Genomic DNA, 21,456 nt, shown 5'->3' on the forward strand with positions numbered 1-21,456 from the left:
GAGCGGGAGTTACTTGCGGTTGGCGGCGATGACTTGCATGACGGCGTTGGCGCTCTCGCGCGCGCTGTCGCGCAGCAGGCTGTGGTGCATGTCCGTGAAACGCTGCACCAGGCGCAAACGGCCCGGCACGTCGCTCAGCTGCTGCCACATGGCCTCGGCCAAGGCCTCGGGGCTGGCCGCGTTTTGCAGCAGCTCGGGCACCAGGTAGTCGCGCGCCAGGATGTTTGGCAGCCCAATCCACGGCTGGTAGCCCATGTGGCGCATGATTTCCCACGAGGCGCGCATCATCTTGTAGGCGATGACCATGGGCTTCTTGTACAGCGCCACTTCCAGCGACGCCGTGCCGGACGCCACCAATACCGCATCGGCGGCGCAGATGGCCGTGTGCGAGCCGCCATCGGTGAGCAATATCTCGACGTCCTGCAAGCCAGCTTCCGCGATCAATTGCAGGAAGTACTGGCGCTGCTTCTCGCCGGCCATGGGTACGACGAAACGCAAGGAGCGGTCGCGCGCCAGCAGCAGCTTGCAGGCGCCGACAAAGGCCACCGTATTGTATTTGAGTTCGCCCATGCGGCTGCCCGGCATCAGGGTCACGACATTCGCGTCATCCGGCAAGCCCAGGGTGCGGCGCGCTGCCGCTTCGTCGGGCTGCAGGGGGATCATCTCGGCCAGCGGATGGCCGACATAGGTGACGGGCACGCCCGCCTTGCGGTAGATTTCTTCTTCGAAGGGGAAGATCACCAGCATGTGCGAGACGGCCTTGATGATTTTCTTGATGCGGCCACCGCGCCAGGCCCAGATCTGCGGCCCGATGTAGTGCACGGTGGGGATGCCGCCTTCCTTCAGTTGCTGTTCCAGCCCCAGGTTAAAACCCGGGTAGTCGGCGCCGATGAAGACGGCGGGACGCTCGGCCAGCAACTGGTCGCGCAGCGCGTTCTGGATGCCCTTGATTTCGCGGTAGCGGGGAATGATCTCGAACAGGCCGCGCACGGTCAGCTTGTCGAGCGGCCAGTCGGACACAAAGCCCTGTTTGGCCATGTGCTCGCCACCGATGCCGTGGAAGCGCGCGCCGGGCAGCTGCGGAACCAGGCCGGACAGCAGCCGGCTGGCCAGCAGGTCGCCCGACACCTCGCCAGCGACGATGGCGACGTTGGCGACCGGCAGGCCGCTGGCCTGGTCAGCGGACGATGCCACGCGACGCCACGCCCAAAAATTCACGCATGGCGCGAATGTGCTGCGCCACCTCGGGCGACGAGGCCTGCTCTTCTTCGAACAGGGCAGCCTTGGATTCTTCCAGGGTCAGGCCGGAACGGTAGATGAGCTTATACGCGGTGCGGATGCCGTTGATCTGCTCGCGCGTAAAGCCGCGGCGCTTCAAGCCCTCGATATTGACGCCATGCGCCTGCGCCGGATTGCCGTTCAGGAGCACGAACGGCGGCACGTCCTGCGTCAGGCTGGTGCTCATGCCGACAAAGGCGTGCGCGCCGATCTTGCAGAACTGGTGCACATTGGCGAAACCGCTCATGATGACCCAGTCGCCGATTTCCACGTGGCCCGCCAGCTGGGCGTTGTTCGAGAAAATCGTGTTGTTGCCCACCAGGCAGTCGTGCGCCAGGTGCACATACGCCGAGATCCAGTTGTCATTGCCCAGGCGCGTCACGCCGCCACCTTGCACGGTGCCCGTGTTGAAGGTGCAGAATTCGCGGATGGTATTGCGGTCGCCGATGTCCAGGCGCGTCGCCTCGCCCGCCCATTTTTTATCCTGCGGTTGCGCGCCGATGGAAGAAAACTGGAACAGGTGGTTGTCGCTGCCTATCGTCGTGTGGCCGTCGATGACCACGTGCGGGCCAACTTTGGTGCCGGCACCGATGCGCACGTGCGGACCGATGATGGTGTACGGACCCACCTCGACCGAGCTGTCGAGCTCAGCCTTCGGATCGATGACTGCCGTAGCGTGGATGGCCGCCATCACTGCCCCGCTGGCTGGCTCGCAGACTGGCTCGCATCCTGCGCGCTACGGATGGTGCACATCAATTCCGCTTCCAGCGCCACTTTGCCGTCGACCGAGCCGACTGCCTTGTATTTCCAGATGCCGCGCGAGACGCGCAGGATTTCCACATCCATCTTCAGCTGGTCGCCCGGTTCGACAGGACGCTTGAAGCGCGCATTGTCGATGCCGACAAAGTACACCACCGAATTCTCGTCGGGCTTGACGCCCATCGACAGGAACGACAGCAAGGCCGCCGTTTGCGCCAGCGCTTCGATCATCAGCACGCCGGGCATGACCGGCTTGTGCGGGAAATGGCCCTGGAAGAACTCTTCGTTGACCGTCACGTTCTTGATGGCGGTGATGGTTTTGTTCGCTTCCCAGTCCAGCACGCGGTCAACCAGCAGCAGCGGATAGCGGTGCGGCAGAAGCGATTTGATAGCCAGGATGTCGAGGGTCTTTTTTTCAGTAGTCATTTTTCGTCTTGCGTGGTCAGTGTTTTAATTGTTTTTTCAAGCGTGCGGATCTTCTCGCGCATGCTTGACAGGTTGCGCACGATGGCGGCGCTCTTTTCCCAGTCGGCATTCTTGGCCAGCGGATAAAAACCCGTGTACTGGCCCGCCTCAAGAATCGAACGCGAAACCATGCTGCCCGAGCCGACATGAACGCGGTCGGCGATCGTCAGATGACCGAGCACCATGGCGGCGCCGCCAAAGGTGCAGTACTTGCCGATGATGGCGCTGCCGGCCACGCCGACGCAGCCGGCCATGGCCGTATGCGCGCCGATATGGCAGTTGTGGCCGATCTGGATCTGGTTGTCGAGCTTGACGCCATCTTCGATGATGGTGTCGGCCAGTGCGCCACGGTCGATGGTGGTATTGGCGCCGATATCGACATCGTCACCGATCACCACCCTGCCCGTCTGCGGAATCTTGATGTACACGCCGCCTTCGTTGGCGAAGCCGAATCCGTCGGTGCCGATCACGGCGCCGGAATGGATGATGCCGCGCTGGCCGATCACGCAACGCGCATGAAAGGTTACGTTGGCGAGCAATTGCGTGCCCGCGCCGATGACGGCATCGCGCCCCACCACGCAGCCGGGGCCGATGACGCAGCCGGCACCGACGATGGCGCCGGCCTCGATCACCGCGTGCACGCCGACAGAGGCGCTGGCATCGACCTGCGCGCTGGCATCGACAAAGGCGCGCGGATGGATGCCGATTGGCGCCTTGATCTCATGCAGGGCGGCGAAATACTGCGCCGCGCGCGCGAAATACACATAGGGATTCGGTGTGACGATGCGCGCGCCGGCGTACTCGCCGCCGATCAGCGCAGCGTCGGCCGGCGTGAGTATCAGCGCCGCAGCGCCGCTCTGGGCGGCCTGCGCGCGAAATTTGCTATTGCTGAGAAAGCTGATGTGCGAAGCGCCGGCGTCGGCCAGCGGTGCGATCCCTGTGACTTCCAGGTTGGGATCGCCCGCCAACTGCCCGCCGAAGCGTTCGACCAAGTCTCCTAGTCGAGTGCCCATCTTGATAACCCTTATTTTGTTACTATTACTTGTCCAGCGCCTTCAAGACCTTGTCGGTAATGTCGATGCGCGGGCTGGCCCACAGGGCTTCCTGCAGCACGATGTCATATCCTTCGATATGCGCCATCTGCTGGATGATGGTGTTGGCTTTTTCCGCGATGGCGCTGCGCTCTTCGTTCGTGCGCTGGCTCAGGTCTTCGCGAAATTCGCGCTGGCGGCGTTGCAGCTCCTTGTCCAGCTCGAAGAATTCGCGCTGGCGCTTGGCGCGCTCGGCCTCGCTCAGGGTGGGCATATCCTTTTCCAGGGCTTCGTTGGCCACCTTGAAGCGGCTGCCCAGTTCCTGCACCGCTTTTTCGCGCGAGCGGAACTCTTCGGCCAGCTTGGCGCTGGCCGCTTTGGCCAGCCTCGATTCGTTATAAATACGTTCGCTGCTGATCCAGGCGATCTTCGACTCCTGAGCCTGCGCCTGCACCGGCAACAGCGAACTCCAGCACAATGCGATCACGGCAAGGGACTTGGGCAGGGTAGCGGATGCGGTGTTCATGATACTCCATGGTCAAAAGGTAAAAGCTGTCGCCCCGGTTCAGATGGCCGGTCAGAAACCGGTGCCCATCTGGAACTGGAAGCGCTCCAGGCGGTCCGTCGGCTTGGCGTTCAGCGGTTTGGCATAGCTCAGCTTGAGCGGGCCCACCGGTGAAATCCAGCTGATGCCCAAGCCAGCAGAATAGCGCAATTGCGAGATCCGCATTTTTTCGCCTTCCTGGTAAACCTGGCCGCCGTCAAGGAAACCGAACCAGCGCAGGCTGCGGTCATTGCCCGAACCGGGGAATGGCATCTGCAGTTCGGCGTTACCGATCAGGCGCGAAGCGCCGCCCAGTGCATCGTTGGTGCTCGGTTCTACCGCGCCCAGCGAGGAACTCAGGTAGCCGCGCACCGAACCGATGCCGCCGCCGTAGAAGTTCTTGAAGACCGGATACACGTGCTTGCCGATGCCATGGCCGTAATCGATCTCGCCTTTCAGCGCCAGGGTGACCTTGCTGAACAGCGGACGGAAATACTGGTGCTCATAGATGGCACGGAAGTACTTCTGGTCGCCGATCAGGTCAGCCTCCAGGTTGACGCGCTGGTAGCGGCCGATCGATGGCGTCAGGGCGCTATCGCGGCTGTCGCGCTGCCATGCCGCCGTCAGCGGGATGGAATTGGTGGTAGCCGAACCGATACCGTCCGACGGGCCGCCATTGTCAACCACGTATTGCTTGAAGCGGATCGGGCTGGTGATGTCGGTTTCGATGCGCGAGCGCTCGGCGCCGATGCCGAAGAAGACGGTGTCGACTTCCGAGAATGGCACGCCGAAACTGACGCGGCCACCGGTTTGCTTGATCTTGTAGCTGCCGATGTTCAGCGCCGGCGGTTCCGTCGTCCGCAGGTACACTTCAAAGCTGCGCGAAATGCCATCGTCCGTAAAATACGGATTGGTTTGCGAAAACGCAATCGTGCGGCTGTAATGGCTGGTATTGAGTTCAATGCCGACCGTGTTGCCGCTACCGGCGAAGTTGGCCTGCGAAATCGATGCCGACAGGGTGAACTTCTCCGACTGCGAAAAGGCGCCGCCGATCAGGAAGTTACCCGTTGGTTTTTCCACCACCGTCACGTTGACGTCGACCTGGTCAGTCGTGCCCTGCGCTTCCGGCGTGTCGATGGTCACATCCTTGAAGTAGCCCAGGCGGTCGACACGGTCGCGCGACAGCTTGATCTTGTTGCTGTCGTACCAGGACGATTCGAACTGGCGGAATTCGCGGCGGATGACTTCATCGCGCGTGGTGGTGTTGCCGGCGATATTCATGTGGCGCACGTACACGCGCTTGCCCGGATCGATGAAGAAAGTAAAACCCACTTCATGCTTGTCACGGTTGATTTCCGGATTGGCATTGACGTTGGCAAAAGCATAGCCGAACGTGGCCAGGCGGTCCTGGATGCGCTTGTTGGTGGCCGTCAGGCGCGCGCCCGAATAGATTTCGCCTTCGCGCATCAGGTTCAGCGCTTTCAGCTCTTCTTCGCGGCCGAACATCTCGCCTTCGAACTTGGTGCCGGCGATCTTGTACTTTTCACCTTCGGTGATATTGATCGTCAGGTAAATGTCTTTTTTATCGGGCGTGATCGACACTTGCGTGGAGTCGACCTGCATCTCGATATAGCCACGGTCCAGGTAGTAGGACTTCAGCGACTCGATGTCGCCCGTCAGCTTGGTCTTCGAATACTGGTCGGCCTTGGTGTACCAGCTGAACCAGCCGCCCGTGTTCAGGGCCAGCTGATCGCGCAGTTCCTTGTCAGTGAAGGCCTTGTTGCCGACGATGTTGATCTGCTTGATGCGGGCCACGTCACCCTCGTCGACGGCGAACACCACGTTGACGCGGTTGCGCTCGATCGGCGTGACGGTGGTGGTGATCTTCACGCCGTACAGGCCATGCGACAGATACTGGCGCTTGAGCTCTTGTTCCGCGCGGTCGACCGAAGCCTTGTCGAAAATCTTCGCTTCGCCGACGCCGATTTCCTTCAAAGCCTTGACCAGCACATCTTTTTCAAATTCCTTGGTGCCCGTAAATTCCACGGCAGCGATGGCCGGGCGCTCCTCGACCAGCACCACCAGCACGTCGCCATCGACTTCCAGGCGCACGTCCTTGAAAAAACCCGTCGCGTACAGGGCTTTGATGGCGGCAATACTCTTCTCGTCGGAGAACGTTTCGCCGACGCGCACCGGCAGATAGCTGAAAACAGTACCCGCTTCAGTACGCTGGATCCCTTCGACCCGGATGTCCTTGACAGTAAATGGCTGGACGGCCAGCGCATGGCCGGCACAGAAGGCCATGACGGCGGCGCCGATCAGGCTGCGACGAAAGGAAGGCAAGGCAAAACGAGCAGAATGTAATTTCATTGGGGTTATTCAATGGGTAAATCAATGGACAACATACACAAAAGATTGCTTGTGCGACTCACGCAATGGCATCAACCACCGCCCTAATTCAGCAATCGCAACACGTCATTAAAGACGGCAAGCACCATCAAGGTCAGCAACAAACCGATCCCCAGGCGCTGGGCAATCTCGCCTACGCGCTCCGGCAAGGGGCGTCCGGTCAAAACTTCCAGCGAATAATACAGCAAATGCCCGCCATCCAGAACAGGAATGGGTAGCAAATTCATCACGCCCAGACTGATACTGATGAAGGCGATGAAGCTCAGGTAGCTTACCAGGCCGGTGCGCGCCGTCTGGCCCGCGTAATCGGCGATGGTAATGGGGCCCGTCACATTCTTCAGCGAGACCTGGCCGGTAACCATTTTACCCAGCATTTTCAGGCTCATGACACTGGTGTCCCAGACCTTGCTGGACGCCTTGCCCACGGCAGAGAACGGTCCGGAGGCCACGTTGATCATATCCGGCACCTGCCCCAGCTTTGCCTGGATCTTACCAACTGTTACAGCTCCCTCTGCCCCCGCACCCGGCACGGCCTCCGGCGTAATGGGCAAGCTCAGGTCCTGGCCCTGGCGCAAGAGTTGCAATTGCAAGGTCCGGCCAGGCGCCTGGCTCAGGGTGGCGATGACGGCCGCCACGTCGTGCACGGGTTGCTCGTCGATGGCCAGGATCTGGTCATTTTTCTGCAGGCCGGCGCGCGCGGCGGCGCCACCGGGCATGACTTCCATCAGGGTAGGCGCGGAACGGGCCAGGGTCAGGCCCAGCTTGCCCAGCACGTCGCCTTCCAGGTCCGTCTCCGTCAGGCTGGCCGTCGGCAAGGTCGCCTCCTGCTGGCCACGGTCGGGACGGCGCACTTCGATGCGCGCCGGCTGCTTGTCGAGCGTGGCCTGGATCAGTTCCCAGCGCAGCTCGGACCAGCTGGCCACGGCCTTGCCGTTGACCGTTTCAACCGTATCGCCGCTGCGCAAGCCGGCCGCGTAGGCGGCCGTTTGCTCTGCCACGGGACCGAGCTTGCTCGACGGCTCTTCGATGCCATGCATGAACAGGCCCGCGTACAGCACGATGGCGACGAGGAAATTGGCCAGCGGGCCCGCGGCCACGATGGCGATGCGGCGCCACACGCTCTGGCGCGTGAATTCACGGCGCAATTCGCTTTCCGGCAAATCGCTGAGGTCTTGCGCGCGGCTGTCGAGCATGCTGACATAGCCGCCCAGCGGCAGCGCGGAAATCGCCCATTCCGTCTGGTCCTTGCCAAACTTGCGCGAATACACTACTTTTCCCATGCCGATCGAGAAGCGCAGCACTTTCACGCCGCACCAGCGCGCCACCAGGTAGTGACCCAGCTCGTGCAAGGTAATCAGTGAACCGAGCGCGACGATAAAGGCCAGCAAGGTAGTAATCAGCGTCATGCAGCCAGCCTCTGGGCGATAAACGCGTGCGCGGCCGCTCTGGCCAGGCGGTCCTGCTCCATCACGGCCTCGATGCTGGAGGCGGCGCCATGCGGCACCGTCTCGATCACGTGGGCGATGACTCTGTCGATCTGGCGGAAGCCGATCTGCTCGTCGAGGAAGGCTTGTACGGCCACTTCATTGGCCGCGTTGAGCAGGGCCGGCGCCGTACCGCCAGCGCGCAAGGCGTCGAACGCCAGCGCCAGACAGGGGAAACGGCGAAAATCGGGACGTTCGAACTGCAGGGTGGCCACTTGCGCCAGGTCCAGCTGTGCCACGCCGGAAGCGATACGCTGCGGGTAGGCCAGCGCATGGGCGATCGGCGTGCGCATGTCCGGGTTGCCCAGTTGGGCCAGCACGGAACCGTCGACATACGACACCATCGAATGGATCACGCTTTGCGGGTGGATCAGCACCTCGATCTGCTCGGCCGGCGCGCCGAACAGCCAGTGCGCCTCGATCACTTCCAGGCCCTTGTTCATCATGGTGGCCGAATCGACGGAAATCTTGCGCCCCATGGCCCAGGTCGGATGCTTGCACGCCTGGTCCGGCGTGACCGTGTCGAGCGTCTCGACGTCGCGCGTGAGGAAAGGGCCGCCGGAAGCCGTCAGCACGATTTTTGCCACGCCCGCGGCGCCAGGCGTGCGGCCATGGGCGTGCGGCATGCACTGGAAGATGGCGTTATGTTCGCTGTCGATGGGCAACAGCACGGCGCCGTTATCGTGCACGGCATCGATGAACAGCTGGCCGGACATGACCAGCGCTTCTTTATTGGCCAGCAATACTTTCTTGCCGGCGCGTGCCGCCGCCAGGGTGGGCGCCAGGCCGGCCGCGCCGACGATGGCCGCCATCACGCCCGTCACTTGCGGCGCGCTGGCGATGGCGCACAGGGCTTCCACGCCATACTCGACTTGCGTATCGACGCCCTGCCCGCGCAGCAAGCGTGTCAGCTCAAGGGCGCCATCCGCCGTGCCGACGACGGCGCGCTGCGGACGGAACTGCAGGCACTGCGCGGCAAGTTCGGCTACGCGGCTATGCGCGCTCAGCGCATAGACGCTGTATTGCTCGGGATGACGCGCGAGCACGTCCAGGGTGGACACGCCGATCGAGCCGGTCGCGCCAAGGATGGTGATGTATTGCATGAGTTTCCTTAAAGCCAGCTGGCCACGAGGGCGGCAAATGGCAGGACCGGGATCAGCGCGTCGATACGGTCGAGTACGCCGCCATGGCCAGGCAGCAGGTTGCTGCTGTCCTTGATGCCGGCGCGGCGCTTCAATTGGGATTCGAACAGGTCGCCGACGATGCTGGCCGCGACGACCAGCAGCAGCACCAGCAAGGCCACCAGCCAGCCGCGGCGCAATTGCAGCTGCACGGCGAAGGTGTCTTGCAAGACCGGCAGCGATGGCGCGGCGATAATCGTGATGGCGGCGATGAGCAGCACGGCGATGCCGCCGCCGATGGCGCCTTCCCATGATTTGCCTGGGGAAATACTTGGCGCCAGCTTGCGCTTGCCGAATGCCTTGCCCGAAAAGTAGGCGCCGATATCGGCGATCCACACCAGGGCCATGACGGACAGCAGGTACAAGGGGCTATGCAGGAACAAGGCGATGATGGCAACAAAGCAGCCGACGATGGTCACCGGGTACACCAGGCTGAGCAAGGTATTGCCCAGGCCTTCGGTGGGCGGCAAGCCCGTCGCCAGCGAGGGCACGAAGCGGATCAGCCAGATGGCCACGCACAGGGCGAACCAGAAATTGAGCTGCGCCATGCCGTTGCCGACAAAAAACATATACGCGAAGGCGGCAGTCCAGACGGCAGCAATCAGGAGCGCCTGGCGATTTTTGAAGATGCGGAAGCTTTCCCAGACGGCGGCGCCGAAAAACGCCGTGGCGATCACGGCGAAGGCGGGGAAATAATTCAGATACAGAACCGGCAGCAAGACCGCCAAGAGGACCAGGGCGGTGATTATCCGTGTTTTCAGCATCAGTTTGTCTTTTCAGTTAATTGCGCGCTGGTACGGCCAAAGCGCCGTTCGCGCTGCTGGTAAGACGCGATTGCCGCGTCGAGGCACTCATCATTGAAGTCGGGCCAGAAAGTCTCGGTAAAAAACAGCTCAGTGTACGCCAGTTGCCACAGCAGGAAATTGGAAATGCGCTGCTCGCCGCCCGTGCGGATGAACAGGTCAGGCTCGGGCGCATAGGCCATGGCCAGGTGCGGCGCCAGTTGTTCTTCCGTGTAAGCCTGTCCGGCGCTCTGGCCGTTGGCAGCGGCCTCGAGCGTCATTTTGTTGACTGCCTGCATGATGTCCCAGCGTCCGCCGTAATTGGCGCAGATCGTCACCGTCAGGCGCGTGTTGCGCGCCGTCTTGCGCTCGGCATTGGCAATCAGGGTTTGCAGCTGCTCGTTGAAGCGCGACAGGTCGCCCACCACTTTCAGGCGGATGTCGTTGGCATGCATCTTGACCACTTCGCGTTCCAGCATGGTGACGAACAGGCGCATCAGCATCGACACCTCTTCTTCCGGGCGGCGCCAGTTTTCCGAACTAAAGGCAAACAGGGTCAGATATTCGACACCCCGTTCGAGGCAGGTCTCGACGACACCGCGCACGGCGTCAGCGCCCTTGACGTGGCCAGCCACGCGCGGCAGGAAACGTTTGGTTGCCCAGCGGCCATTGCCATCCATAATGATTGCCACATGGCGCGGCACAGTGCCAACCTCAGGTACTGCCGTTGTCGAACTCGAATAGATCATGAAAACACGAACACCAAAAATAAAAGATAACTATTATGCGCCAAATAGCACTGCCCGGAAAAGCCATGCTTTCCCGGGCAGCGTCAAAAGGACTGAAAACTAGACCGTCAGCACTTCTTTTTCTTTGTCGACCACCATCTTGTCGATGTCGGCAATAAACTTGTCCGTCAGTTTCTGCACTTCTTCCGACGAGCGGCGCTCATCGTCCTCGGAGCAGGCTTTTTCCTTGACCAGTTTCTTCAGCGACTCGTTGGCATCGCGGCGAATGTTACGCACGGCAATCTTCGCGTCTTCCGCTTCGGTCTTGACCAGCTTGACCATTTCCTTGCGGCGCTCTTCCGTCAGCGGCGGCGTCGGGACGCGGATCATGTCGCCCTGCGCCGATGGGTTCAAGCCCAGGTCGGCGTCGCGGATGGCTTTTTCAACGGTCGAGGCCATCTTCTTTTCGTACGGCTGCACACCGATGGTGCGCGCGTCGATCAGGGTCACGTTGGCCACCTGGGTCAGCGCCGTCGGCGAACCGTAGTAATCGACCATCACGTGGTCCAGGATACCCGTATGGGCGCGGCCGGTACGCACTTTGGCCAGATCGGCCCGCAGTGTTTCCAGCGACTTCGTCATGCGTTCCTGGGTGTTCTTTTTAACGTCAGCTAAGGACATGCTGCTCTCCAATCTTGATAATAATGAATATTTCTACTGCGCTTGCGATGAAAACACTAGCTCAGTCGGGAGTGCCGAAAACCGTTCAGGGCAAGGCGCGGCGCCGAAGACAGTACGAATGTACGGCGAGGCGCTGCAACGCAGCCATGGACGGTTTCTCGGCGCTCCGCTTCCCTTATACGTGAACCAGCGTGCCCTCATCTTCGCCCATGATGACGCGCATCAGCGCGCCTGGCTTGGTGATCGAAAACACTTTGATCGGCAGTTTCTGGTCGCGGCACAGGGCGAATGCGGTGGCATCCATCACTTGCAGGTGCTTGGCGATGGCGTCGTCGAACGTAATCGTGTGGAACAGGGTGGCGTTCGGATCCTTCTTCGGATCGGCCGTGTAGACGCCGTCGACCTTGGTGGCCTTCAGGACGATCTCGGCACTGATCTCGGAACCGCGCAGGGCGGCTGCCGTGTCGGTGGTGAAGAACGGATTGCCCGTACCGGCGGCGAAGACCACCACTTTGCCTTCTTCCAGGTATTGCAGGGCTTTCGGACGCACGTACGGCTCGACGACTTGCTCGATGCCGATGGCCGACATGACGCGTGCAACGATGCCGACGTGGCGCATGGCATCGGCCAGGGCCAGTGCATTCATCACGGTGGCAAGCATGCCCATGTAGTCGGCGGTGGCACGGTCCATGCCTTGCGCGCCAGGTGCGACGCCGCGGAAGATATTGCCGCCGCCAATCACGATTGCCAGTTCCACACCCAATTTCGCCACCTCGGCCACATCGGCCACCATGCGCTCGATCGTGGCGCGGTTGATGCCGTAGGGATCATCGCCCATCAGGGCTTCGCCGGACAACTTGAGGAGGACGCGCTTGTAGGCTGGTTTTGACATGAGCTGGGGCTCCATAAATGAGGTTATTCGAGTATGACATGGCGCAGCGCCTTGCAGCGCCGGATAGGCGCGCGGGGCTGCCCATGCCGCCGCCCGGCACGACAGGTGCGGGCGGGCCAAAAAAACGGGCCTCTCGGCCCGCTTTACTTACGCTCCCTGGGAGGCAGCCATCTGTGCTGCGACTTCTGCTGCGAAGTCGTCTTGCTTCTTCTCGATGCCCTCGCCTACCACGTACATGGCAAAACCTTTGACGCTGGTGTTAGCCGCCTTCAGCATTTGCTCAACCGACAGCTTGTCGTTTTTCACGAAAGCCTGGTTCAGCAGCGATACTTCTTTCAGGAACTTCTGTACGGAACCTTCCAGGCGCTTGGCCAGGATTTCCGGCGATTGCGCTGGCTTGCCTTCGGCGGCCGCTTTGACTGCGTCTTCTTCGGCTTTCAGTTGGGCAACCGAACGCTCTTTTTCGATCAGTTCCGCTGGAACTTCGTTCGACGACAGCGACACTGGCTTCATGGCAGCGATGTGCATGGCCACGTCTTTGCCGACTTGCTCATCGGCGCCGTCGAATTCGACGATCACGCCAATGCGCGCACCGTGCAGGTACGACGCCAGCTTGTTGCTGGTTTCGAAACGCTGGAAGCGGCGGATGGTCATGTTTTCGCCGATTTTGCCGATCAGGGCAGCGCGCACTTCGTCCAGGGTCTTGCCATCGAGTGGCAGGGCCAGCAGGGCAGCGACGTCAGCCGGGTTGTGTTCTGCTACCAGGCGGGCAGCGTTGTTGGCCAGTGCCAGGAAATCGTCGTTTTTCGCAACGAAGTCGGTTTCCGAGTTCACTTCGACCAGGGCGCCTACGCCATTGGCGATGTAGGTTGCCACGACGCCTTCAGCGGTGATGCGTGCCGATGCTTTCGATGCCTTGCCGCCCAGTTTGACGCGCAGGATTTCTTCCGCACGCGCCATGTCGCCATCGGCTTCGGTCAGTGCTTTTTTGCATTCCATCATTGGTGCGTCGGTTTTGCCGCGCAATTCGCCTACCATCGCTGCTGTAATCGCTGCCATGTGTTTCTCCTGATTCGGTGAGTCGACAGTCGCGGCCGGGCAGATATGCCTCGCCAGCGGTCACTATCGTTTTTTTTGTTAAAAAAAAGGGGGAGCTGCTGCCACCCCTTTTCCCTTACTGCTGTGCTTACAAACGGCTATCTTGCGATAGCCTGGCCATTAAGCCTGTTCGTTTACTTCGACGAATTCGTCGCCAGCGGCTGCTTTAACCATTTCAACAACTTCGTTACCGGCAGCTGCACGGCCTTCGATGATTGCATCAGCAACACCGCGAGCGTACAACATGATGGCTTTCGAGGAGTCATCGTTACCTGGGATCACGAAGTTCACGCCTTCTGGGGAGTGGTTGGTATCGACAACGCCGATGACCGGGATACCCAGTTTAGCTGCTTCGGTGATCGCACCTTTGTGGTAGCCGACGTCGACGACGAAGATTGCGTCAGGAATGCCGCCCATGTCCTTGATGCCGCCGATCGATTTTTGCAGCTTGATCATTTCGCGGGAGAACATCAGCGCTTCTTTTTTCGACAGCTTCTCGATCGAACCGTCTTCAACCATGACTTCCATGTCTTTCAGACGCTTGATCGAGGTTTTGATCGTTTTGAAGTTGGTCAGCATGCCGCCCAACCAACGTTGATCAACGAAAGGCACGCCAGCGCGTTGTGCTTCAGCAGCGATGATTTCGCGAGCTTGACGCTTGGTGCCAACCATCAGGATGGTGCCACGGTTTGCAGCCAGTTGACGCACGTGCTTCATTGCGTCCTGGTACATCGCCATGGTTTTTTCCAGGTTGATGATGTGGATCTTGTTGCGATGGCCGAAGATGAACGGTGCCATTTTTGGATTCCAAAAACGGGTTTGGTGACCAAAGTGGACACCGGCTTCCAGCATTTCGCGCATTGTTACGGACATTATTAACTCCAGGGTTGGGTCTGGAATCCGATCAGTCACCATACAGGCACCCTTGTCGACCGGATTCGCGTGTTTATATAAATTAAAGACACTGTTTTACTGCATTGCCCAAAAGAGAATTCAAGCAACCCGGGATTCTACACCGAAATGCCCATTCCATCAAGTCCACGGCGCAAATCGCGCGCGCGGCGACGGCAAGCCTTGCACCACACTGGTGCAAGGCGTATCCGCCATGGCCTTTCCCGCAAAAATCGCCTGCCCGCCATAGGATGGAGGCGGCGGATGCGGGGCGCCTCGTTTATAATTTCGACATATTTGCAGACGTATCCTCCTACGCTGAGGTTCGTCTGTGCTTTTCACCCGAACATCTTGCAGATTGCGAATCACACCATGTCCACCATCCGTATCAATAGCGCCGCCGACATCGAAGGCATGCGCGTTGCCGGCAAGCTCGGCGCCGAAGTACTCGATTACATCACCCCCTTCGTCAAGGTCGGCGTCACGACCGGCGAACTGGACCGCCTGTGCCACGAATACATGGTCAACGTGCAAGGCACCATCCCTGCCCCGCTGAACTACTGCCCGCCAGGCTACACGCCTTACCCGAAGGCCATCTGCACCTCCGTCAACGACGTCATCTGCCACGGCATTCCCGGCGACAAGGTCTTGAAGAGCGGCGACTCCGTCAACCTCGACATCACCGTCATCAAGGATGGCTACCACGGCGACAACAGCCGCATGTTCCTCGTTGGCACACCGACCATCCTGGCCAAGCGCCTGTCGGAAATCACCTATGAATGCATGTGGCTGGGAATCGACCAGATCAAGCCAGGCGCCCACCTGGGCGATATCGGCCACGCCATCCAGCAACATGCGGAAAAAGCCGGCTACAGCGTGGTGCGCGAATTCTGCGGCCACGGCATCGGCAAGGTCTTCCATGAAGAGCCGCAAGTGCTGCACTACGGCAAACCTGGCACCCTGGAACGCCTGGAAGCGGGCATGATCTTCACCGTCGAACCGATGATCAACTCGGGCCGCCGCGAGATCCGCGAAATGAACGATGGCTGGACCATCAAAACCAAGGACCGCAGCCTGTCGGCGCAATGGGAACACACGGTGCTGGTGACGGAAACGGGCTATGAAGTGCTGACCGTCTCGCCCGGCATGCCGCCACCGCCCGCCCTGATCCTGAACAAAGCCTGATTCTCCCCTCCCATGCACCGCCACCCCAGGGCCCAGATGAAAAAGCAGATTCGGGAACAGCTGAAACAGCAACTGAAAGCCGACCGCCAGGTCGTCATTGCGGCCTTCCAGGCCGACGGCAAGCCTGAAAAACTGCTGCGCAGCCTGCGCCACAGCGTCGATGGCGTGCTGGCGCGCGCCTGGCAGGAAGCGGGGCTGCCGCCCGGCACGGCACTGGTGGGCGTGGGTGGCTACGGCCGCGGGGAACTGTTTCCGCATTCCGACGTCGACCTGCTGATCCTGCTGCAACAGGCTCCGGACGCCGCCACGCAGGAAAAACTGGAAGAACTGGTGCAACTGCTGTGGGACCTGGGTCTGGAAATCGGCCACAGTATCCGCACGGTCGATGAATGCATGGTCGAATCGAAGGCCGACATCACCGTACAAACCAGCCTGCTCGAAGCGCGCCTCGTGTGCGGCAACGCGGACCTGTTCGCGCAGCTGCAGCAGCGCTACGCGGCGGCCATGGACCCGCAGGCGTTTTTCCAGGCGAAAACGGCGGAAATGCGCCAGCGGCATGCCAAATACGAAGACACGGCCTTCAGCCTGGAACCGAATTGCAAGGAAAGCCCGGGCGGCCTGCGCGACTTGCAAGTGATTTTGTGGGTGGCCAAGGCGGCCGGCCTGGCCAATTCCTGGCGCACCCTGGCCACGGGCGGCCTGATCACCCTGACGGAAGCGCGCCAGCTGATGGAAAAGGAGCGCGCCTTCAAGGATATCCGCGTGCGCCTGCACCTGCATGCGGGACGGCGCGAAGACCGCCTGGTGTTCGACGTGCAGACGGCGATCGCCGAATCGCTGGGCTTGCAAGCCACGGGCAGCGGGCCGCACATGCGCCGCGCCAGCGAATACCTGATGCAGCGCTATTACTGGGCCGCCAAGACGGTGACCCAGCTCAACACGATTCTGCTGCAAAACATCGAAGCACGGCTGTTTCCGCAAGACGATGTGGCCGTGCCCATCAACGAGCGCTTCAATGAAGTCAACAGCCTGATCGACATCAGCGCCGACGATACGTTCGAACAATACCCGTCGGCCGTACTGGAAATCTTCGTGCTGATGACGCAGCGCCCGGCCCTGAAAGGCATGACCTCGCGCGCCACGCGGGCGCTGTGGCACGCGCGCTTCAAGATCGACGCCGCCTTCCGCCAGGACCCCGCCAACCGCGCCCTGTTCCTGCGCATCATGAAAGCACCCGTGGGCATCATCCATGCGCTGCGGCGCATGAACGAGATGAGCATCCTGGGGCGTTACCTGCCGAATTTCCGCCGCATCGTGGGCCAGATGCAGCACGACCTGTTCCACGTGTACACGGTCGACCAGCACATTTTGATGGTGGTGCGCAACATGCGCCGCTTCACCATGAGCGAACATGCGCACGAATACCCGTTCTGCAGCCAACTGATGGCCGATTTCTCGCAGTCGTGGCTGCTGTATGTGGCGGCCCTGTTCCACGACATTGCCAAGGGCCGCGGCGGCGACCATTCCAAGCTGGGCGTGGCCGACGCCACCCAGTTCTGCCAGGAGCATGGCATGTCGACAGAGGACACGGAACTGGTCGCTTTCTTGGTGGAAAATCATTTGACCATGTCGCAAGTGGCGCAAAAACAGGACCTGTCCGATCCCGACGTCATCGCCGCGTTCGCGAAAGTGGTCAAGGACGAGCGCCACCTGACGGGCCTGTACCTGCTGACGGTGGCCGACATCCGCGGCACCAGCCCGAAAGTGTGGAACGCGTGGAAGGGCAAGCTGCTGGAAGACCTGTACAAGATCACCCTGCGCGTGCTGGGCGGCGAACCGCACACGGCCGACCGCGAACTGAAGAACCGCCAGCAGGAAGCGCTGGCCACCCTGCGCCTGTACGGCTTGCCGCCCGATGCCCACCTGAAACTGTGGCAGCAGCTCGATGTGGCGTATTTCCTGCGCCACGACGCCTCCGACATCGCCTGGCAGACGCGCTCGCTGTATGACAAACTCGACAGCAAGTTGCCAGTGGTAAAATGCCGGCTGGCGCCCATCGGCGAAGGCTTGCAGGTGGCCGTGTACATTCCCGACCAGCCTGACCTGTTCGCGCGCATCTGCAGCTATTTCGACCGCAAGAATTTCAGCATCCTCGACGCGAAGATCCACACGACCAGGAATGGCTATGCGCTCGACACCTTCCTCGTCACGGAGCAGAACTTCGCCAAGAGCTACCGCGACATCATCAGCCTGATCGAGCATGAGCTGGGCGAACTGCTGCAGTCGCAAACGCCGCTGCCGCAGCCGGGCAAGGGACGGTTGTCGCGCCTGTCGCGCACCTTTCCCTTCCAGCCGACGGTGGACTTGCGGCCCGATGAAAAGGGCCAGTACTACCTGCTGTCGGTGGCCGCCAACGACCGCACGGGCCTGCTGTATGCGATCGCCAATGTGCTGACCAAGTACCGCATCAACCTGCACACGGCCAAGATCATGACCCTGGGCGAGAGGGTCGAAGACGTCTTCCTCGTCGACGGCCCCGCGCTCAACAATGCCCGCAACCAGATATTGCTGGAAACCGATTTACTCGATGCGCTGAAGGTGTAAACCTTGCGCGCAGCGCCTACCCTTACTGAAACTGAAACAACATGACCGAAGAATTATTACGCTTGTCCAAACGCATGTCCGAACTGGGCCTGAGCTCGCGCCGCGAAGCCGATGAATGGATCGCGCGCGGCTGGGTCCGCGTAGATGGCAAGGTGGTATCCGAGCTGGGCAGCAAGGTCTATCCCAGCCAGAAAGTCACCGTGGAACGCCAGGCGGCAGCCGAACAGTCGAAACGGGTTACCGTCCTGATCAACAAGCCGATGGGCTATGTCAGCGGCCAGGCCGAAGATGGCTACACGCCCGCCGTGGCCCTGATCAAGGCGGAGAACCGCTGGGCGGAAGACCGCAGCCCGGAACAGTTCCACCCGACCCAGCTGCGCAGCCTGGTGGCCGCCGGGCGCCTGGACATCGATTCCGTCGGCTTGCTGGTCCTGACGCAGGATGGGCGCGTGGCCAAGCAGCTGATCGGCCACGATACCGATATCGACAAGGAATACCTGGTGCGCGTGAGCTACACCAAGGGCGACGTCCTGCCCGACAGCGAGCTGAAAAAGCTCAACCACGGCCTGTGGCTCGACGGCAAGCCGTTGCTGCCGGCCAAGGTGCGCTGGCAAAATGAAGACCAGCTGAGCTTTACCCTGCGCGAAGGCAAGAAACGCCAGATCCGCCGCATGTGCGAAGCCGTGGGACTGAAAGTACTGGGCCTGAAACGCGTGCGCATCGGCAAGGTCAAGCTGGGTGACTTGCCAACGGGCCAGTGGCGTTACCTGAGCGCGGACGAACAGTTTTAGAGTACCGAACATAACCTACTGCGCGTCGCGATTTGCGGCCTCCGATGCTCACTGACTCGGCGTCCCCGTGCATGCGCACAGCTGCGCTTCTCGGCCGCAACTCACTGCCGCTCGCTACGGTTCTGTTAGGCACTCTCAAGCAGCGACGTCAAGGTGCCATGCCAGACTACAACAGGAATATAGTGATATAAAATCAATTATTGTGATTTAGTTAGCAAATATTGCCTTGAACCTATACACTATTCCCCATTAGAAATTACAAGAGATACGCTGTCGTGAACGATCCCATTCCTAATCCCCTGCGCAAAGGCGCGCCCAGCCTGGCCGATGTGGCCGAGCCGATGGAGCCAGGCACCAAGCCGCACCATATGAGCGATCCGTGGGATATCGGCGAAACCCTGTGCAGCCTGGCTGATAACGGCGACGCCATTTCCATCTACCCGACAGGCGGCGAAGACGTCATCCTGGCGCGCATCTTGTCCGTCGACGACGACTTGCCGCAATTCGTGCTGGAACTCAATGAGGGGGCCACCCTGCCCGAAGGCGGCGCCACGTTTGTGTCGTGGGTGCAAAACGCCAAGCTGCAATTTACCATCAATGGCGAATGGGAGGCGTATCCCGAGCGGCCGAACGTCTACCTGACGAACTTCCCCAGCCATTGCCTGGTGCTGGAACGGCGCGAGTCGGCGCGCCTGGAAACGCCGCTGGGCGTGTACTACCTGGCCGCCTTTGTGCTGGAAGGCCGACCGTATGAATTGCAGCTGTATGATTTCTCGGCCGGCGGCATCGGCATGCGTGCCCACCCGCGCGATACGGTCGGCCTGTATGTGGGCCGCAAGCTGTCGCGCGTACGGTTGGAACTGGGGCCGGACAAGGTCATGATCGCCGACCTGGAAATCCGCCTCTCGCGCACCTTCCGCTCCTTCCTGCTGGGCGAGCAAGTGCAAATTGGCTGCCGCTTCCTGAACCTGACCGATGCCATGCAGGATGAGCTGAAGGCGCTGCTGGATCACCTGGGCAGCAGCCGCAAGGTGCGCTAGGTTTGCTTCACGTACAAAAAATGGCCGCCCAGCTCATGCTGCGCGGCCATTTTTTGTTTGACAGTCAAAGTCGCGAGGCACCTGAAAAACGTTCAGGGCAAGGCGCCTTGCCGAAGACAGTACGAATAGTACGGCGAGGCAAGGCAACGCCGCCATGGGCGTTTTCTCAGGCGCCGATCAGTCGTCGTCGTTTGGATCGAGATCGGGAAACATCACTTCCGTGTAGCCGAATTGCGTAAAATCAACGATACGCATCGGATACAAAATGCCATGCAGGTGGTCCACTTCATGCTGTACCACGCGCGCATGGAAGCCGTCGCAATCGCGGCTGATGGGTTGGCCGAACTGATCCACGCCTTCATAGTGCAGCTCGCTCCAGCGCGGCACGCTGCCGCGCAAACCTGGCACCGACAGGCAGCCCTCAAAGCCCTCTTCCTTGCGCTCCGTCAACGGTGTCAGCACAGGGTTGATCAGCACGGTTTCCGGCACTTGCGGCGCATCGGGATAGCGCAGATTCTGCTTGAAGCCGTAGATCACCAACTGCAGGTTGACACCGATCTGCGGCGCCGCCAGGCCCGCGCCATTGGCCGCATGCATGGTGTCGAACATGTCGGCGATCAAGGCGTGCAATTCGGGCGTATCGAATTCGCGCACAGGCTCGGCCATGCGCAGCAGACGCGGATCGCCCATCTTCAGAATTTCACGTACCGTCATTTTGTTTCCAGTGTTAATTGTAGTTCTTGCAAGTAAGCGCGGAAGGCAGCGCCCGTTTCCGGATGCTTCAAGCCCATCGCCGTCGTTGCCTTCAGATAACCGAGCTTGGAGCCGCAATCATAACGCTGCCCCTGGTAGCGGTAAGCCAGCACGCGCTCTTCGCGCATCAGGGCGGCGATGCCGTCCGTCAACTGGATTTCGCCGCCGGCACCCGTCCCCAGGTTTTCCAGGTGACCGAAGATGCGGCTGGTCAGCACATAACGGCCCACTACGGCCAAGGTCGACGGTGCCTCTTCGGGCGCAGGTTTTTCCACGATGGCCGACACCAGTTCCAGGTCGGGCTGATAGTTCTTTGCCGACACGATTCCGTACTGCCTGGTTTCCGCCCGCGGCACATCCTGCACCGCCAGCAGCGAGCAATTTTCATACTGGAAGACATCGGCCATCTGCGCCAGCACGGGGCGCACGCCCTCTTCCACATCCATGAAATCGTCGGCCAGCAAGACGGCAAACGGCTCGTCGCCAATCACGGGACGGGCGCACAGCACGGCATGCCCCAGACCCAGCGGCGCCGACTGGCGTATGTAAATGCAATTGATGTGCTTGGGAATGACGTTTTGCACCATGTCGAGCAACACGCGTTTGCCGGCCGCTTCCAGTTCCGACTCGAGCTCATAGGCGGTATCGAAATGGTCTTCGATGGCGCGCTTATTGCGGCCCGTGATGAAGATCATTTCCGTGATGCCCGCCGCCACCGCTTCTTCCACTGCGTACTGGATCAGTGGCTTGTCGACGATGGGCAGCATTTCCTTCGGTTGCGCCTTGGTCGCAGGCAAGAAACGGCTGCCCAGGCCGGCGACGGGAAAGACTGCTTTTCTGATTTTTTTCATGGGTCTTCT

At 60.7% G+C, this 21,456-nt stretch carries 20 protein-coding genes; 4 read left to right on the top strand and 16 right to left on the bottom strand.

The window, feature by feature from the left end:
• Positions 1 to 9 precede the first annotated feature (9 nt).
• From lpxB to rpsB, 14 genes are all read right to left on the bottom strand, one after another.
• Positions 10 to 1,194, bottom strand: coding sequence for a lipid-A-disaccharide synthase (lpxB, locus tag CLU93_RS00155; RefSeq protein ID WP_099759500.1), 1,185 nt, complete (start codon positions 1,192 to 1,194; stop codon positions 10 to 12).
• The gene (gene lpxA, locus CLU93_RS00160; protein WP_099759501.1) at positions 1,178 to 1,969 is read right to left on the bottom strand and encodes an acyl-ACP--UDP-N-acetylglucosamine O-acyltransferase; all 792 of its coding nucleotides are present in this window, start codon (positions 1,967 to 1,969) and stop codon (positions 1,178 to 1,180) included. The genes lpxB and lpxA overlap by 17 nt, the downstream gene beginning before the upstream one ends.
• Positions 1,969 to 2,463, bottom strand: a complete 495-nt coding sequence (gene fabZ / locus CLU93_RS00165; protein WP_071077748.1) for a 3-hydroxyacyl-ACP dehydratase FabZ — start codon at positions 2,461 to 2,463, stop codon at positions 1,969 to 1,971. Before fabZ ends, lpxA begins: the two co-directional genes overlap by 1 nt.
• Entirely contained in the window at positions 2,460 to 3,515 is a 1,056-nt protein-coding gene (lpxD, locus tag CLU93_RS00170; protein ID WP_099759502.1) for a UDP-3-O-(3-hydroxymyristoyl)glucosamine N-acyltransferase, read from the bottom strand. The genes fabZ and lpxD overlap by 4 nt, the downstream gene beginning before the upstream one ends.
• 25 nt (positions 3,516 to 3,540) lie before the next feature.
• Entirely contained in the window at positions 3,541 to 4,059 is a 519-nt protein-coding gene (locus tag CLU93_RS00175; protein ID WP_071077751.1) for an OmpH family outer membrane protein, read from the bottom strand.
• Between the two features lie 51 nt (positions 4,060 to 4,110).
• Positions 4,111 to 6,447 (bottom strand): outer membrane protein assembly factor BamA, encoded by a 2,337-nt coding sequence (bamA, locus tag CLU93_RS00180; RefSeq protein WP_099759503.1) that lies wholly within the window; start codon positions 6,445 to 6,447, stop codon positions 4,111 to 4,113.
• A gap of 83 nt (positions 6,448 to 6,530) precedes the next feature.
• A complete protein-coding gene (gene rseP, locus CLU93_RS00185; RefSeq protein ID WP_099759504.1) occupies positions 6,531 to 7,892 on the bottom strand; it encodes an RIP metalloprotease RseP in 1,362 nt (453 codons plus the stop codon).
• Positions 7,889 to 9,073 carry a 1-deoxy-D-xylulose-5-phosphate reductoisomerase gene (ispC, locus tag CLU93_RS00190; RefSeq protein WP_099759505.1) on the bottom strand — a complete coding sequence of 395 codons (1,185 nt, stop codon included), beginning with the start codon at positions 9,071 to 9,073 and terminating at the stop codon, positions 7,889 to 7,891. Before ispC ends, rseP begins: the two co-directional genes overlap by 4 nt.
• A gap of 8 nt (positions 9,074 to 9,081) precedes the next feature.
• Positions 9,082 to 9,915 (bottom strand): phosphatidate cytidylyltransferase, encoded by an 834-nt coding sequence (locus CLU93_RS00195; protein WP_099759506.1) that lies wholly within the window; start codon positions 9,913 to 9,915, stop codon positions 9,082 to 9,084.
• Positions 9,915 to 10,682, bottom strand: coding sequence for a polyprenyl diphosphate synthase (gene uppS / locus CLU93_RS00200; protein WP_099759507.1), 768 nt, complete (start codon positions 10,680 to 10,682; stop codon positions 9,915 to 9,917). Before uppS ends, CLU93_RS00195 begins: the two co-directional genes overlap by 1 nt.
• Positions 10,683 to 10,781: 99 nt before the next feature.
• Complete coding sequence (gene frr, locus CLU93_RS00205) at positions 10,782 to 11,342, bottom strand: ribosome recycling factor (protein WP_071077757.1); 561 nt, start codon at positions 11,340 to 11,342, stop codon at positions 10,782 to 10,784.
• A 175-nt stretch (positions 11,343 to 11,517) separates the two neighbouring features.
• On the bottom strand, positions 11,518 to 12,234 hold the full coding sequence (gene pyrH / locus CLU93_RS00210) for a UMP kinase (protein ID WP_071077758.1): 717 nt from the start codon (positions 12,232 to 12,234) through the stop codon (positions 11,518 to 11,520).
• Positions 12,235 to 12,381: 147 nt separating this feature from the next.
• Positions 12,382 to 13,293: a translation elongation factor Ts gene (gene tsf, locus CLU93_RS00215; protein ID WP_071077759.1), complete on the bottom strand. Its 912-nt coding sequence runs from the start codon at positions 13,291 to 13,293 to the stop codon at positions 12,382 to 12,384.
• Positions 13,294 to 13,452: 159 nt separating this feature from the next.
• The gene (gene rpsB, locus CLU93_RS00220; protein WP_071077760.1) at positions 13,453 to 14,205 is read right to left on the bottom strand and encodes a 30S ribosomal protein S2; all 753 of its coding nucleotides are present in this window, start codon (positions 14,203 to 14,205) and stop codon (positions 13,453 to 13,455) included.
• Between the two features lie 390 nt (positions 14,206 to 14,595).
• On the opposite strand from rpsB, the gene map reads away from it, so the two are divergent.
• The 4 genes from map (at position 14,596) to CLU93_RS00240 (ending at position 19,843) form a co-directional block, all read left to right on the top strand.
• Entirely contained in the window at positions 14,596 to 15,408 is an 813-nt protein-coding gene (map, locus tag CLU93_RS00225) for a type I methionyl aminopeptidase (protein WP_096238442.1), read from the top strand.
• Positions 15,409 to 15,444: 36 nt separating this feature from the next.
• Positions 15,445 to 18,012: a [protein-PII] uridylyltransferase gene (locus CLU93_RS00230; RefSeq protein ID WP_099759508.1), complete on the top strand. Its 2,568-nt coding sequence runs from the start codon at positions 15,445 to 15,447 to the stop codon at positions 18,010 to 18,012.
• Positions 18,013 to 18,053: 41 nt separating this feature from the next.
• A complete protein-coding gene (locus CLU93_RS00235; protein ID WP_096235107.1) occupies positions 18,054 to 18,803 on the top strand; it encodes a pseudouridine synthase in 750 nt (249 codons plus the stop codon).
• Positions 18,804 to 19,078: 275 nt separating this feature from the next.
• Positions 19,079 to 19,843 carry a flagellar brake protein gene (locus CLU93_RS00240; protein ID WP_099759509.1) on the top strand — a complete coding sequence of 255 codons (765 nt, stop codon included), beginning with the start codon at positions 19,079 to 19,081 and terminating at the stop codon, positions 19,841 to 19,843.
• A 177-nt stretch (positions 19,844 to 20,020) separates the two neighbouring features.
• Here CLU93_RS00240 and def read toward each other — a convergent pair whose 3' ends face one another.
• Both def and galU read right to left on the bottom strand, forming a co-directional pair.
• Complete coding sequence (gene def, locus CLU93_RS00245; protein WP_099759510.1) at positions 20,021 to 20,557, bottom strand: peptide deformylase; 537 nt, start codon at positions 20,555 to 20,557, stop codon at positions 20,021 to 20,023.
• Entirely contained in the window at positions 20,554 to 21,447 is an 894-nt protein-coding gene (gene galU, locus CLU93_RS00250; protein WP_099759511.1) for a UTP--glucose-1-phosphate uridylyltransferase GalU, read from the bottom strand. The genes def and galU overlap by 4 nt, the downstream gene beginning before the upstream one ends.
• Between the last annotated feature and the right edge of the window lie 9 nt (positions 21,448 to 21,456).

Origin of the sequence: Janthinobacterium sp. 35 (assembly GCF_002754575.1) — a bacterium.
GTDB lineage: Bacteria > Pseudomonadota > Gammaproteobacteria > Burkholderiales > Burkholderiaceae_D > Janthinobacterium > Janthinobacterium tructae.

Coding starts and splice junctions, on each gene's coding strand:
- CLU93_RS00230 (WP_099759508.1), top strand. CDS start 15,445: ATGAAAAAGCAGATTCGGGAACAGCTGAAACAGCAACTGAAAGCCGAC.
- ispC (WP_099759505.1), bottom strand. CDS start 9,073: ATGCAATACATCACCATCCTTGGCGCGACCGGCTCGATCGGCGTGTCC.
- galU (WP_099759511.1), bottom strand. CDS start 21,447: ATGAAAAAAATCAGAAAAGCAGTCTTTCCCGTCGCCGGCCTGGGCAGC.
- tsf (WP_071077759.1), bottom strand. CDS start 13,293: ATGGCAGCGATTACAGCAGCGATGGTAGGCGAATTGCGCGGCAAAACC.
- frr (WP_071077757.1), bottom strand. CDS start 11,342: ATGTCCTTAGCTGACGTTAAAAAGAACACCCAGGAACGCATGACGAAG.
- rseP (WP_099759504.1), bottom strand. CDS start 7,892: ATGACGCTGATTACTACCTTGCTGGCCTTTATCGTCGCGCTCGGTTCA.
- map (WP_096238442.1), top strand. CDS start 14,596: ATGTCCACCATCCGTATCAATAGCGCCGCCGACATCGAAGGCATGCGC.
- lpxD (WP_099759502.1), bottom strand. CDS start 3,515: ATGGGCACTCGACTAGGAGACTTGGTCGAACGCTTCGGCGGGCAGTTG.
- lpxA (WP_099759501.1), bottom strand. CDS start 1,969: ATGGCGGCCATCCACGCTACGGCAGTCATCGATCCGAAGGCTGAGCTC.
- rpsB (WP_071077760.1), bottom strand. CDS start 14,205: ATGTCCGTAACAATGCGCGAAATGCTGGAAGCCGGTGTCCACTTTGGT.
- pyrH (WP_071077758.1), bottom strand. CDS start 12,234: ATGTCAAAACCAGCCTACAAGCGCGTCCTCCTCAAGTTGTCCGGCGAA.
- CLU93_RS00175 (WP_071077751.1), bottom strand. CDS start 4,059: ATGAACACCGCATCCGCTACCCTGCCCAAGTCCCTTGCCGTGATCGCA.
- uppS (WP_099759507.1), bottom strand. CDS start 10,682: ATGATCTATTCGAGTTCGACAACGGCAGTACCTGAGGTTGGCACTGTG.
- CLU93_RS00235 (WP_096235107.1), top strand. CDS start 18,054: ATGACCGAAGAATTATTACGCTTGTCCAAACGCATGTCCGAACTGGGC.
- CLU93_RS00195 (WP_099759506.1), bottom strand. CDS start 9,915: ATGCTGAAAACACGGATAATCACCGCCCTGGTCCTCTTGGCGGTCTTG.
- def (WP_099759510.1), bottom strand. CDS start 20,557: ATGACGGTACGTGAAATTCTGAAGATGGGCGATCCGCGTCTGCTGCGC.
- fabZ (WP_071077748.1), bottom strand. CDS start 2,463: ATGACTACTGAAAAAAAGACCCTCGACATCCTGGCTATCAAATCGCTT.
- bamA (WP_099759503.1), bottom strand. CDS start 6,447: ATGAAATTACATTCTGCTCGTTTTGCCTTGCCTTCCTTTCGTCGCAGC.